The following is a 12507-nucleotide window of genomic DNA, read 5'->3' as shown; positions in this document are numbered from 1 at the left end:
TCAACCTGCCTTTGCCATCTGCATGAGGGTTACGCGCTGCTGCAGGCGGCGCTGCGCCTGGTCGACGACCACGGCGATGATGATGACTAGGCCCTTGATGACCATCTGCCAGAAAGAGGAGACGCCCATCATGACGAGCCCGTCGGAGAGGATGCCGATGACGAAGGCGCCGATGATCGTGCCGCCGATCGTGCCGCGCCCGCCCGACATCGAGGTGCCGCCGAGAACGGCCGCGGCGATTGCATTGAGCTCGAAGCTTTCGCCGGTCGCCGGATGCGCCGCCATCAGCTCGGAGGAGATGACGACGCCGACGATCGCCGCGCAGAGGCCGGAGAACATGTAGACGAAGATCTTCACGACATCGACTCGGATGCCGGACATGCGCGCCGCCCGTTCATTGCCGCCGACGGCGAAGATGTGGCGGCCGATCGGCGTCGAGCGGGCGACATAGGCGGCCGCGAGCGCCAGCACGATCAAGATCCAGATCGATACCGGCAGGCCGAGAATGCGTCCCGCACCGAAGAAATCAAAACCGGTCGTGGCATATTCGGGCCGGCCGACGAGGTTCGGAAAGGTCTGACCATCCGACGACAGAAGCGCCAGGCCGCGGGCGACGTAGAGCGTGCCGAGCGTGGCGATGAAGGGCGCGACGTTGAGTTTGGTGATCAAGAGGCCGTTGATCAGACCGATGATGAGACCGATCGACAGTGTGATCAGCACGATCTCGAAGAGATTGAAATAGATGGTGTAGCCGATCGGCAGCTCGATGCCATAGAGGATCAGCCCGCCGGCGACCATGCCGCAGAGCCCGACGATTGATCCGACCGAGAGGTCGATGCCGCCTGTGATGATGACGAATGTCATGCCCATCGCCAGGAAGGCGTTCAGCGCCACATGCTTCGACATCAGGATCATGTTCGCGGTCGACGTGAAATTCGGCGCGAAGATCGCGAAGAAGATGATGACGGCGAAAAGCGCAATGAAGGTCCTGAGCTTCATCAGCGTCAGAAGCGCCGAGCCGTTGGCGCCCTTCGGCGCAAGAGTGGTGGAGGTTGCCGCCATCATGACGCGAGTTTCCCTTGATGTCCGTGTCCCTTGGCCGAAGCCGCGATAATGGCCTCCTCCGTCGCCTCGTCCCTGTCGAACACGGCAATCAGCTGGCCGTTGCTCAACACTGCGATGCGGTCGGAAAGCGCCATGACCTCTTCGAGGTCGGAAGTAGAAAATAGGATGGCGAGCCCATTGGCTGCCAGCCGGCGCATGGTGCGGAAGACGTCGGCCTTGGCGCCGACATCGATGCCGCGGCTCGGCTCGTCCATCAGCAGCACCTTCGGATTGGTCATCAGCGCCTTCCCGATGACGACCTTCTGCTGATTGCCGCCTGACATTGAGGTGACCTCGAAATCAGGGTTCGGCGCCTTGATCGAGAGATCGCGGATCGCCTCCTGGATCGCGTTCTTTTCCGCGCCGCTGTCGATATGGAAGAGCCTTGTGAAACGTGAAAGGCTCGCAAGCGTCAGGTTGGAAGCAATGGAGAGCACCTGCACCAGGCCCTCGCGCTGCCGGTCTTCCGGAATGAGGGCGAGGCCGCGGCGGATGCGCCGCGTCGTGTCACGGGCGCGGACTTCCTTGCCGTCGATGAAGACCTTGCCGGTCGAATGCGTATGTCGCCCGATCACGCATTCGAAGAATTCGCTGCGCCCCGCGCCCATCAGGCCGTAAATGCCGAGAATCTCGCCCGCCCTGACCGACAGCGAAACATCGTCGACCGCAAGCCCGCCGGTCGGCCGGGGAAGACTGACATTTTCGGCGCGGAAGACCTCCTCGCCGACGGAATGGGTGACGGATTTCGCGAAATCCTTGGCATCGGAGCCGATCATCGAGCGGACGATCCAGCGCGTGTCGATGTCGCGCACCATCGCCTGGCCAGTGACCTGGCCATCGCGCAGTACGGTGATGTAATCGCCGATCCGCATCAGCTCTTCCAGCCGGTGCGAGATATAGACGATCGCGACGCCCTGAGCCTTCAGCTCTGCGATCACTTTGAACAGGATTTCGACTTCGGCCGCCGAAAGCGCCGATGTCGGCTCGTCCATGATCAGTATACGGGCGTTCAGCGACATCGCCTTGGCGATCTCGACGAGCTGCTGCTGGCCGATCGGCAGGTCCTCGACCATGGCATCGGCCTCGATGCCGGCATCGAGGCGCCGCAGGAATTCGTTGGCCTTCTCGACCTGCGCCTTATGATCGATGCCGAGCAGTCCGCGGGTGATCTCGCGCCTTGCGAAGATGTTTTCGGCCACCGACATGTTGGCGAAGAGATTGAGTTCCTGGAAGATCATGCCGATGCCGTGCGCTTGCGCCTGGGCCGGGCTGTCGAAGGAGACGGGCTCGCCATCCAGGATGATGCGGCCGAGCGTCGGGCGCTCGACACCAGCAATAATCTTCATCAGCGTCGACTTGCCGGCGCCATTCTCACCGACGAGCACGTTCACCGCGCCGCGGCGCAGCTCCAGATTGGCGCGCTTGACGGCGACGATGCCGGAATAGACCTTCGACACGTCGTCGAGGCGCAGGATGACATCGTCCTGATGTATCTCTGCGGCCGTCATGACGCCACCTTCAATTCCGAAGGCGTCACGAGCGGAAGCTCGCCGCTTTTCGGCAGAGGGAACGCGCCGATCACCGTCACCGTCTTGCCTGCCAGGCCATCACGAGGGACAGCGGAGAGAAAGGCGGTATTGGCCTTCTCGTTGAACGCCTTGCCGAACTGCGCCCATTCGATCTGGTTCTTGAACTCGTTGAAGTTGACGAAATCGAGCGTGTCGCGGAGAGCCGTGCCGCGCAACGCAGGTCCGATCTGCACTTTCGCATCGGCCTTGCCGTCGCCGTCCGCGTCGACGTCGAGCGTCGCCGCGCGGGAGGCCGTATCGGCGGCAACGATCTTGCCGGTGATCTTCACCGCGTAGGTCCAAGGCGAGCTGCTCTGCTTGTGGGGGTTGCCGTATTTTTCGCCCGCGGTATCAGGGCTCGTGGCAACGAGCTGCATGACATCCTTCAGCTCGCCTGCGCGCTTTTCGAAATAAGGCACCACCTGAGGCTGCCAGATCGCCTCGACCTTCGCATATGGGTCGAAGGCGGTCTTCGCCGCTGCGGCCGCCTTCTCCTCGGCGGTCGGCGTCTTGATGATCTTACAGCCGGGCAAGGCCGCCGCTACGACGGCAGCGAGCAGGGCGCCCTTCATTCTCAGCATCCGGGTTAACCTCGAGGTCTTGCAAACGTATTGCAGAGGGTGCGATCACGCACCCTCTGCCAAACGCCGCTGATCAGTTCGTCAGGGCGAAGGTCTCAAGCTTGTCCGCATTGTCGGCGTTGATGAGAACGCAATCCATCAGTTGCTTCTCTTCCTTCGGCGTCGTCTTGTTCTTGATGTAGGCGTCCGCCTGTTCGACCGCGAGCTGCGCCTGGGCATAGGCGGGCTGCAGGACGGTCGCTTTGATGCCGCCCGACTTGATGGAATCGCGCACGTCGTTTGAACCGTCGAAGCCGACGACGATCACGTCCTTGCGGCCGGCTGCCTGAAGGGCGGCGATCGCCCCCATTGCCATGGTGTCATTGCCCGAAATGACGCCCTTGATGTCGGGGTTGGCCTGAAGGATGGTCTCCATCTTCGAGTAGGCTTCCGTCTGGCTCCAGTTGGCCGATTGCTTGGCGACCAACGTCATCTCCGGATAATCGTCGATGACGTCATGATAGCCCTGGGAGCGGATGCCGGCATTGGTGTCGGATTCCTTGCCGACGAGCTCGACATAATTGCCCTTCTCGCCCATCAGCTTGACGAACTCCTGCGCCCCGAGCTGCGCGCCCTGATAATTGTTCGAAACGATCTGCGCGACGGCAACGCCCGTGGCGTTGATTTCGCGGTCGATCAGGAAGGAGGGAATGCCGGCATCCTTGGCCTTCTTGACGGCGGCGACGGAAGCGTCCGCGCCGGCATTATCGAGGATGATCGCCTTGGCGCCGCGCCCGATCGCCGTATCGATCACTTCCGACTGCTTGTTGGCGTCGTCGTCATGCGTCATGACAAGGGTCTCGTAGCCGAGTTCCTTCGCCTTGGCCTCGGCGCCGACGGCTTCGGCCTTGAAGAAGGGATTGTCATGCGCCGGAGTGATGATGGCGATGAGATCGGCGGCAAAGGCCGGCATGGCCGTTCCGAGCGCCAATGCGCCGGCAAAAGCTGCAAGTGTCAGTCTGCGCGTCAGTTTCATTCTTTCCTCCCTGTGGTGAATGACGCCCCGTTCTCCCCGGAGCGGTGCCCCGTCTCCGGAGCGGTTGCGGGGGAGGGCTTTGCCTCCCCGGGCCGGTTCAGGTGATGCGCCGGATGCTTTCGGCGATCTCCTGCGGTTCGAATACTTTCTTCCAGTCGTCGCGCATCAGCGCCGGAATGCCGAACTCGATCGCCTTGTTGCAGGCATCCGAGAACACGCCGTCGACTTCCTTGAAGATGACCGCGCCGAGCACGTTCATATGGCCGAGCAGGAAGTCGCGGGCGGCCTGTTCCGGCACGCCGCGCGCCACGCATTCGTCCATGGCCTGGCGCATGATGACGAGCAGCGATGCGCAGACGGTTTCTGAAAGGCCGGGCTCCAGCATGGCGAGCTGCTCCACCGTGACCCGGTGCGAACGCATGACCGGCGCCCAAATGATCTTCGCGATCTCCTCGCCGAGCGCGTAAGCGCTTTCCGGGCCCTGCATCAGCGCCGAGACGATGTGCTGCTTGGCAAACAGACCGCCGAAATGATCCTTCTTGGCCTGCATGTCGGTCTCGTCGTTGAAGATCGGCGGATGGCAGGGATGGGTGACGAAATAGGTGAGGTCGTCCCGCTTTGGCAGGTGGCCGGCAAAGGGTGCCGCAGCGTCGAGCGCCACCACCATGGTGCCGGGCGCAAGCTTGTCGACGATACCCGCCGCGACCTTGCCGATCGCCGTATCCGGCACGGCAAGGATGACCACTTCGGCGCCGTCGAGCGCGGCGTCGACAGGCACGCTATCGAGGCCGAGATCGTTCTTCAGTCGGGCCTTGCCGGCGTCGCTCACCTCGACATGGCGCACATCGAAGCGCGAGCCTTTCAGATTTTTGGCAAGCCGGTATCCCATTTTGCCGCCGGCCCCGAAGAGCGCAATCTTCGTCATGTTTTCCTCACCTTTTCAGTTCTGGATAGGATCATATACTGGTATAATGAGTCAATCACCATATCACTACTTGCGTGTTCAAGGCGCGTGTTTTTCCGCATCAAGCCGATCGATCGCCTTCACGTTGCCGGCCGACGGGCCGTTGGGGTCGAATTCGGAGGCGAGCCAGACGTCGACGATGGACTTTGCCAGTTCAGGTCCGATAACGCGCGCACCCATCGTGATGATCTGGGCGTTGTTCGATTTTACCGCTCGCTCGGCGGAATAGGTGTCGTGAGTCAGTGCGGCACGGATCCCCGGAACCTTGTTTGCGGAAATGCACACGCCGATGCCGGTGCCGCAGAACAGGATACCGCGCTCATGTTCGCCGTTGACGATCGTCTGGGCGAGGCGCTGTGACAGATCGGCATAGAAGCCGGATTGACTGAGATCATGCACTTCGACGTCCGCCTTGCCCGAGAGATGGGCGGCAATAACGTCCAGGAGCGGTTTGCCGGCGCTGTCGGCGCCAATCGCGATTTTCATGGCAGTTTCCTTTCACTCGCCGTCTGGGGTGGAGATGAGCGATCGATCGCCGCGCTGACGCGGCCGAGGATGTCGAGATAACCTTCGACGGACCAGGCGGAGCGGCCAATGAACAGGCCGTCGATATGCGGCTGCGCGATCAGTTCCTCGCAATTGCCGGGATTGACGCTGCCGCCGTAGAGGACGGGCACCGGGCGGCCGAGAACGGCCTTCGCCACTTCGGCGATCCTGCCGTGCCGCTCCGAAGCGTAATCGGCCGTCGCCGGAATGCCGTTGACGCCGATCGCCCAGACGGGTTCGTAGGCGAGCAGGATCGGAGCCTTGTCGGCCTCAGTGCCGACGCCGCGCAGGGCCGCCTCGACCTGCCGCCGCAGCACGCTATCGGCCAGACCCTCGTGGCGCTCCGGCAAGGTCTCGCCGATGCAGATGAGCGGCGTCAGCCCATGGCGGATCGCAGCCGAAACCTTGAGGCCGACGGTTTCGTCGGTCTCGCCGAAATCTTCGCGCCGTTCGGAATGGCCGAGTTCGACGAGATCGAGCCGGCAATCCTTCAGCATCACGGGAGAAATTTCGCCGGTCCAGGCGCCGGCATCCTCCCAATGCATGTTCTGGGCGCCGACTTTCACAGAGGTTTCATCAAGCACGCGCTTGACCTCGCGCACCGTTGTGAAGGAGGGAATGACGAAGCGCTGCACGCGGGGATCGCGGTCAGGGTCCGCATCGGCGAGGCGGCGCGCGAAGGCGAGCGCTGCCTCCAGCGTCTTGTTCATCTTGAAACTGGTGCCGACCCAGACGACCATCTCAGTTTCTCCTCCCGTCGCGGATCTGTGTGAAATAGCCGTCGGTGCCGACCTGGCCGCCCTTGAGCGAGATCTGCAGGCCATTGGTCGCGGGATAGTCGCCATGCGCGAGGCAGAGCGGCGAGCCCGGCGTCTGGGGAAGCGGCAGCAGCGTCGTCAGCGCGTCGATCTTCAATTGCCGCAGCGCGTGACTTGACGTGTCGCCGCCGGCGACGACCGCGCGCGAAAGCCCCTCCGCTTCGATCAGCCTGCGCAGGATCGTGCCGAGCGCGCTGCCGAGGCGATGACGCGCGCCCGGCAGCCTGTCGATATCGGCGCCGCGGTCGGCGGATGGACCGAGCGCGGTATAGAGAATGACGCTCCTGCCTTCCCTGAGCTTGCCGAGGCCGGCCTGCACGGCCGCCTCCACTGCGCTTTCGCCGGTCTCCGAAACCAGTGCCAGCGGATCCAGCGCAATGGCCTCGAAGCCGTTCTCGACGGCGGCGCGGATCTGCCGCTCGGTCGTCGGCGAGACGCTGCCCGAGACGACGGCGAGACGGTCGACAGGGCCTGGATCGGGAAATTCGGTGCTGCTTTCGCCGATGACGCCGATCCGCCGCCAGGCGTCGAGCAGGGCATATTCTATTCCCGACGAACCGGCGACGAAGCTGCCGGAGCGGCCGGCCACGCGCAGCAGCTGCCGGCCAGCGGCGGTCTGCGTCGCCTCGGAATCGACGTCGATGAGCAGGATGCCTCCCGGGCTCGACGCCAGCGCGTCGATGCGCAGATCGGCATCTTCAGCCGTGATCGAAACCAGATCGGCGAGGAGAACAGGGAGCGAGGTCTGTTTCGACAAATGCACTGCAAGATCCGCCTCGTCCATCGGAGTGACGGGATGGCGGCTCATCACCGGGTGGCGATCGATGCGGAAGACGCGGCCCTGATAGGCGGCGAAGAGATTGCCGAAAGCCGTATATCGCTTCAGCTGCGGCGCGCCCACGATCACAGGCACGATTGCTTGCCCGAAGATCTTGCCGCCGATTTCGATCGCCTTTCCGATATTGCCGACGCCGGGACTGGAATCGAAGGTCGAGCAAACCTTGTAATGGCAGACGGCCGCTCCGAGCGAGCGCAGCCAGTCGAAGGCGGGCACCAGATGCAGTTCCATCCATGTCGGCGTTTCGCTGCGGCTCGTTCCGGCAATGCCGATCGCCCGGCAGTGCCTGAACCGTGCGAGCAGCTCCGGCGTGGGAAGGCCGAGGAACAGCACCGTCTCGACGCCGCGCGAAGCCAGCGCCTCCATGACGTCGGTCGAGCCGGTAAAATCATCGCCGTAGTAGCTGACGAGAAGCTCAGTCATGACGGTCACGCGCCCTTACCGTCGCTGAATTTCTCGATCGAGGCGGCAAGCTCCGGATGGTCTTTGGCGTAGATCTCCAGCGGTATGTCGGCAACCGCCGCCTGCCAGGCCTGCTGCACGGCGCGAACGCCGGCCGCCGGGCCGCCGGGATGGCTGACGATGCCGCCGCCGCAGAGATAGAGAAGATCGATGGTACGACCGGTGCGCTGATAAGTCTCCGGCGCCTGCCCGCCCCATTGGCCGGAGCCGGCGACCGGAAGCGGCCGATCGGCGTCATCGAAGAGCGGCGCGCTGACGGCTTTGAACGAGGCGACGAAGCTGTCGTCCGGCTCCCAATATTTGACCTTAATGCCGTTGATCTGGAACTGGTCGACCCCGAGCAGCCGCCAGAATTGCTGGTAGACCTTGAAATCCATGCCGGCGCCCGGATCGCGCGTCAGCACGTCCCAGCCGTTGCGATGCGCATGCAGCACCAGATTGGAGCGCTTGCGCAGGAAGCTCATGCCGCCGAAGCCGATGGAATTGATATTGACGACGGCGCAATTGCCGCCGGCGGCCGCGACGATATCGTGGTTGCGCATCATCTCGTCCGGATCGGCATGCGAGATGCCGAAGGCATACATCACCTTCTTGCCGGTCTTCTGCTCGTGATCGAGAATGCGCGGCATGATCGCCGCGACGCGCTCCTTGAGCGGCGAATAGGCCGGGCTCATCAGCTTCTCGTCGTCCTTGATGAAGTCGACGCCGGAGTGGATCAGCTCGCCCACCAGTTCCGCCGTCTCGTGCGGTCGCAGCCCGAGCGCCGGCTTGACGATGGTGCCGATGATCGGGCGGCCTTGGACGCCGGTCAGCCGCCGGCTTCCGGCAATGCCGAATTGCGGACCGGGATGGGCGGTTTTGAAAGCCTCCGGCAGCTTCATGTCGACGACGCGGACGCCGGTCATGCCCTTGATCGAATAGACGCCGCCGATCGCGATGGTCATCAGCGCCGAAAGGTCCGTGCCGATCGCCTCCAGCGGGAACGCGATGTCGACGTCGGCGCGGTGGAGCCGCGTGCCGGGTGCGGCCTCGGGCCAGGTCGGATGAGCCGCCTCTTCAAGCGGGCGGATGGCCAGCACGCGGGCGGCGACACGCGCTTTCAGCTCTTCGGTCTCGCCGGGAACCGGTACGAAGGTTCCGGTCGACTGGTCGCTTGCGATCTTGTCCGCCATCGCCTCGACGCTGCCGGGCGTTTCGATGCGGTAGGTCAGGGTTATCATCATGACGGACGGCTGCTCCTCTCGCCAGGCAGATTGCCATGGCATCAACTCGTGATCTGGTATAATGAGTATTCCAATCGATGGAAAGCGGAATTTTCGGGTGCGCAAATTTTGGTCCCAAGCTTTGTCCTTGGTCCGGAAAACTGTTAGGAGGAGACATTTTGAGCCAGCGAGATCTCATGACCCAACCCATCGAACAAATCATCCGCCGGAAGCTTTCCGACGAAGTGTTTGATCGACTCGAGCGGATGATCACCTCGGGAGAGCTTCAGCCCGGCGATGAAATGCCGTCCGAGCGGGTATTGATGGAACGCTTCGGCGTCGGCCGGCCAGCCATCCGCGAAGCCATGCAGTCGCTCGCCAACAAGGGCCTCGTCAGCATCTCGCACGGCGAACGCGCGAAGGTCCTGCGGCTGACGGCAAAATCGATCTTCCGGCAGGTCGATCTCACCGCCAAGATCATGCTGTCGCAATCGGCGGATTCGCTGGAGCACCTGAAAAGCGCCCGCATCTTCTTCGAGCGCGGCATGGCGCGCGAGGCGGCCCAGCGCGCCTCGGCCAACGACATCAGCGACCTCAGGAATATCATCGAGCGCCAGCGCGCCTCGCTTGGGCAGGCTGAGGAATTCATCAATGCCGATATGGAATTCCACACCCGCATCGCCCAGATATCAGGCAATCCGATCTACGTCGCCGTCAGCGAGGCGATGCTCGCCTGGCTGAAGGAATATCACACCGAGATGCTGATCTGGACCGGCAAGGAAAAGTTCACGCTCGCCGAACATGACGAAATCGTCGACCGCCTCGAGGCCAACGACGTCGATGGATCGGAGATGGCGCTCCTGAAGCATCTCGAGAGGTCACGGGCGCTTTATACGAAGTAGCACTCTATGCGGATCCTGATGGTCCGGGCACCTGGCGTAATTTGTCGTCAGCAGCTCCGGAACAATGATGTGCCGGCGAGGTTGTGGATGGGTCAATCACGCAACATCCCAGGAGGATATCAGGATGCGTATGAAACTCGTAGCAGCCTCGCTTCTCGCACTCGGCATGGCGACATCAGCCTTCGCCCAGTCCAATCCGGCTCCGGCTGGCGCCACGATCGACAAGAATACCGCCGACCAGGGCGGTGGCGCAGGCAGCGACACGAAAGCCAAAAAGCCGATGGCCACCGATACCACCACGACCGGCTCAACCACCGGCGGCACAATGAAAACGGACAAGGTCAAATGCCCCGATCCGGTGAACAACTCCGACAATCTCCAGACGCAGGGCGGCAGGAGCAACGCTACCCCGATGGACGAAGCCTGCGCAGCGCATAACAACTGACCGGCTTTCTTGCCTAAAGAACCCCGCTTCGGCGGGGTTTTTTATAATCAAGCCGCTTGGTCCCTCTTCTCCCGACAGCTTTCCGTCCCCACCATTCACCAAAATTCTCGTTGAGATTGCAGCAGCAAGGTGGTCCTATCCCTGCCTGCGTAGCCTTGAGTCCCTCGCCCGTTCTCCCAACACTTGACCGAGTGGCCCATGTCGATTTCAGATGCGATCTACCGTCCCTTCGAAACGCTGATCCGGCCGCTCGATATTCCCTACCGGCCGCTGCCCTCAAAGGGGCCGGTGACGGTGCTTTTGCATTTCATCGCGATGTTCCGCGGCGTGCTGATTGCGCTGGCGCTTTCTTCGATGGCGATGGAGGCGATCAACCTGACGATCGTCTGGGGGCTTTCGGTCATCGTCGACGGCGTGACTGAGCAGGGTGCTTCCGCCTTTCTGTGCAATGAATGGCGGCTGCTGACCGTTCTCGGCGTCCTGATCTTTCCCGTCATGCCGATCGTGTCCTTCGTGCTCAATACGCTGAATTCGCATACGTTAGGCATTGCAATGCCGGCCGCCATTCAATGGCAGGGCCACAAGGCTGTCGAGCGGCAGGATCTCGCCTTCTTCCACGATCTCTATGCCGGCCAGGTTTCCTCGCGACTGCAGCAGGTCTCCTCCGCCGTCCAGCAGCAGATCCTTGCCGGCTTCCAATCCATCCCGCGCTTCCTGATGCAACTGATAGGCTCGGTAATCCTGCTGAGCACGCTCGCCTGGCAGCTTGCTTTGCCTGTCGTCGTCTGGATCGCGTTCAACATCGCCTTCACCGCCCGGGTCGTGCCGATCTTTGTCGAGCGCTCGCGCCGCACCGCCAAGCAGCGCAGCCTGGTCGCCGGCGCCATTACCGATCTCTACACCAACATGCAGATGATCAAGCAGTTCGCGGCCGAAGATAGCGAGGCTGGCGCAATCCGGCGCATCATCGGCAAGGCCGTGCAGACGCAGCACAGCGAGCAGCGCATCTACCGCTCGTCAGAGGTGACAGTCGTCATCCTCAACACGCTGCTGTGGCTGACCATGCTGGCGATCGGATTTTCCGGCTTGGTCAATGGCTTCCTCACGGTCGGCGAGTTCGTCGGCGCGGTCTACATTCTCAACCGGTTATCGTCGCAGATCTTCGTCTTCCTGCAGATGGGTCAACAGATCTTCCAGGCGATCGGCACGATCAAGGATGCCATGCCCGTCATGACGACACCGCCGACGATCACCGATCGGCCGGATGCGAGCGAACTCAAAGTGGAACGGGGTGAGATCCGTTTCGAAAACGTCCGCTTCGCCTATAAGTCCGGCAAAGCTGTAATTGAGAAACTGTCGCTGACGGTCCGGCCTGGCGAGAAGGTCGGGCTGGTCGGCCTCTCCGGGGCCGGCAAGACGACGCTCGCAAACCTGCTCCTGCGGTTTTACGATATCAAGGAAGGCGCGATCCTGATCGACGGCCAGGACATTCGCGCGGTGACCCAATCAAGCCTTCGTCGCGCGATCGGCGTGATCGCCCAGGATGTCGCGCTGCTGCACCGTTCAGTCGGCGACAATATCCGCTACGGCCGGCCGGAGGCGACGCAGGAAGAGATCGAAAGGGTGACGAAGATGGCAAGCGCCGATGCCTTCATCACCGGTCTCACAGACAGCGAAGGTCGGAAGGGTTATGAGGCCTTCGTCGGCGATCGCGGCATCAAATTGTCTGGCGGCCAGCGCCAGCGCGTCGCCATCGCCCGCGTGCTGCTGAAGGACGCGCCGATCCTTGTCCTCGATGAGGCGACTTCCGCACTCGACAGCGAATCCGAAGCCGCCATCCAGGAAAGGCTGAATCTTGTCATGGAGGGTAAGACGGTTATTGCCATCGCGCATCGCCTCTCAACCATCGCCAGGATGAACCGGATCGTCGTGCTCGACCACGGACGCATCGTGGAAGAAGGCCGGCCGGAGGAACTGGTCGAGCAGGACGGCCTGTTTGCCCGGCTGTGGAAGCGCCAGACCGGCGGCTTCATCCCCGAGGAAATCGACTGAGCTGGAGCAG

12 protein-coding genes are annotated in these 12507 nt (G+C 62.4%); 3 read left to right on the top strand and 9 right to left on the bottom strand.

Annotated features, from left to right (window positions below):
- The 9 genes from J2J98_RS22065 to oiaX form a co-directional block, all read right to left on the bottom strand.
- The gene (locus J2J98_RS22065) at window positions 1-1065 is read right to left on the bottom strand and encodes an ABC transporter permease (protein ID WP_054185406.1); all 1065 of its coding nucleotides are present in this window, start codon (window positions 1063-1065) and stop codon (window positions 1-3) included.
- Window positions 1062-2612 (bottom strand): sugar ABC transporter ATP-binding protein, encoded by a 1551-nt coding sequence (locus J2J98_RS22060; RefSeq protein ID WP_138394643.1) that lies wholly within the window; start codon window positions 2610-2612, stop codon window positions 1062-1064. The genes J2J98_RS22065 and J2J98_RS22060 overlap by 4 nt, the downstream gene beginning before the upstream one ends.
- Entirely contained in the window at window positions 2609-3253 is a 645-nt protein-coding gene (locus tag J2J98_RS22055) for a DUF2291 family protein (protein WP_138394644.1), read from the bottom strand. Before J2J98_RS22055 ends, J2J98_RS22060 begins: the two co-directional genes overlap by 4 nt.
- A 73-nt stretch (window positions 3254-3326) precedes the next feature.
- Window positions 3327-4268 (bottom strand): D-ribose ABC transporter substrate-binding protein, encoded by a 942-nt coding sequence (locus J2J98_RS22050; RefSeq protein ID WP_207603455.1) that lies wholly within the window; start codon window positions 4266-4268, stop codon window positions 3327-3329.
- A 97-nt stretch (window positions 4269-4365) separates the two neighbouring features.
- Window positions 4366-5193 carry a phosphogluconate dehydrogenase C-terminal domain-containing protein gene (locus J2J98_RS22045; RefSeq protein ID WP_138394645.1) on the bottom strand — a complete coding sequence of 276 codons (828 nt, stop codon included), beginning with the start codon at window positions 5191-5193 and terminating at the stop codon, window positions 4366-4368.
- Window positions 5194-5271: 78 nt separating this feature from the next.
- Window positions 5272-5718 carry a D-erythrulose-4-phosphate isomerase gene (gene derI, locus J2J98_RS22040; protein ID WP_064708403.1) on the bottom strand — a complete coding sequence of 149 codons (447 nt, stop codon included), beginning with the start codon at window positions 5716-5718 and terminating at the stop codon, window positions 5272-5274.
- Window positions 5715-6518, bottom strand: coding sequence for a triose-phosphate isomerase (locus J2J98_RS22035; protein WP_207603454.1), 804 nt, complete (start codon window positions 6516-6518; stop codon window positions 5715-5717). Before J2J98_RS22035 ends, derI begins: the two co-directional genes overlap by 4 nt.
- 1 nt (window position 6519) lies before the next feature.
- Entirely contained in the window at window positions 6520-7857 is a 1338-nt protein-coding gene (locus J2J98_RS22030) for a four-carbon acid sugar kinase family protein (protein ID WP_207603510.1), read from the bottom strand.
- Between the two features lie 5 nt (window positions 7858-7862).
- Complete coding sequence (gene oiaX / locus J2J98_RS22025) at window positions 7863-9119, bottom strand: 3-oxo-isoapionate-4-phosphate decarboxylase OiaX (protein ID WP_207603453.1); 1257 nt, start codon at window positions 9117-9119, stop codon at window positions 7863-7865.
- Between the two features lie 176 nt (window positions 9120-9295).
- Between oiaX and J2J98_RS22020 the strand changes: the two genes are divergently transcribed.
- From J2J98_RS22020 to J2J98_RS22010, 3 genes are all read left to right on the top strand, one after another.
- Window positions 9296-10000, top strand: coding sequence for a transcriptional regulator NanR (locus tag J2J98_RS22020; protein ID WP_207603452.1), 705 nt, complete (start codon window positions 9296-9298; stop codon window positions 9998-10000).
- 124 nt (window positions 10001-10124) lie between these two features.
- Window positions 10125-10445, top strand: coding sequence for a hypothetical protein (locus J2J98_RS22015; protein ID WP_207603451.1), 321 nt, complete (start codon window positions 10125-10127; stop codon window positions 10443-10445).
- 198 nt (window positions 10446-10643) lie between these two features.
- Entirely contained in the window at window positions 10644-12497 is a 1854-nt protein-coding gene (locus tag J2J98_RS22010; RefSeq protein WP_207603450.1) for an ABC transporter ATP-binding protein, read from the top strand.
- The last annotated feature ends 10 nt before the right edge of the window (window positions 12498-12507 follow it).

It is taken from the genome of Rhizobium bangladeshense (assembly GCF_017357245.1).
Taxonomy (GTDB): Bacteria; Pseudomonadota; Alphaproteobacteria; order Rhizobiales; family Rhizobiaceae; genus Rhizobium; species Rhizobium bangladeshense.
This window is presented reverse-complemented; position numbering and strand designations above follow the sequence as displayed.

Bases quoted from the DNA above. Each gene is read 5' to 3' on its own strand.
- J2J98_RS22065 (WP_054185406.1), bottom strand. From the start codon at position 1,065: ATGATGGCGGCAACCTCCACCACTCTTGCGCCGAAGGGCGCCAACGGC.
- J2J98_RS22060 (WP_138394643.1), bottom strand. From the start codon at position 2,612: ATGACGGCCGCAGAGATACATCAGGACGATGTCATCCTGCGCCTCGAC.
- J2J98_RS22055 (WP_138394644.1), bottom strand. From the start codon at position 3,253: ATGCTGAGAATGAAGGGCGCCCTGCTCGCTGCCGTCGTAGCGGCGGCC.
- J2J98_RS22050 (WP_207603455.1), bottom strand. From the start codon at position 4,268: ATGAAACTGACGCGCAGACTGACACTTGCAGCTTTTGCCGGCGCATTG.
- J2J98_RS22045 (WP_138394645.1), bottom strand. From the start codon at position 5,193: ATGACGAAGATTGCGCTCTTCGGGGCCGGCGGCAAAATGGGATACCGG.
- derI (WP_064708403.1), bottom strand. From the start codon at position 5,718: ATGAAAATCGCGATTGGCGCCGACAGCGCCGGCAAACCGCTCCTGGAC.
- J2J98_RS22035 (WP_207603454.1), bottom strand. From the start codon at position 6,518: ATGGTCGTCTGGGTCGGCACCAGTTTCAAGATGAACAAGACGCTGGAG.
- J2J98_RS22030 (WP_207603510.1), bottom strand. From the start codon at position 7,857: ATGACTGAGCTTCTCGTCAGCTACTACGGCGATGATTTTACCGGCTCG.
- oiaX (WP_207603453.1), bottom strand. From the start codon at position 9,119: ATGATGATAACCCTGACCTACCGCATCGAAACGCCCGGCAGCGTCGAG.
- J2J98_RS22020 (WP_207603452.1), top strand. From the start codon at position 9,296: ATGACCCAACCCATCGAACAAATCATCCGCCGGAAGCTTTCCGACGAA.
- J2J98_RS22015 (WP_207603451.1), top strand. From the start codon at position 10,125: ATGCGTATGAAACTCGTAGCAGCCTCGCTTCTCGCACTCGGCATGGCG.
- J2J98_RS22010 (WP_207603450.1), top strand. From the start codon at position 10,644: ATGTCGATTTCAGATGCGATCTACCGTCCCTTCGAAACGCTGATCCGG.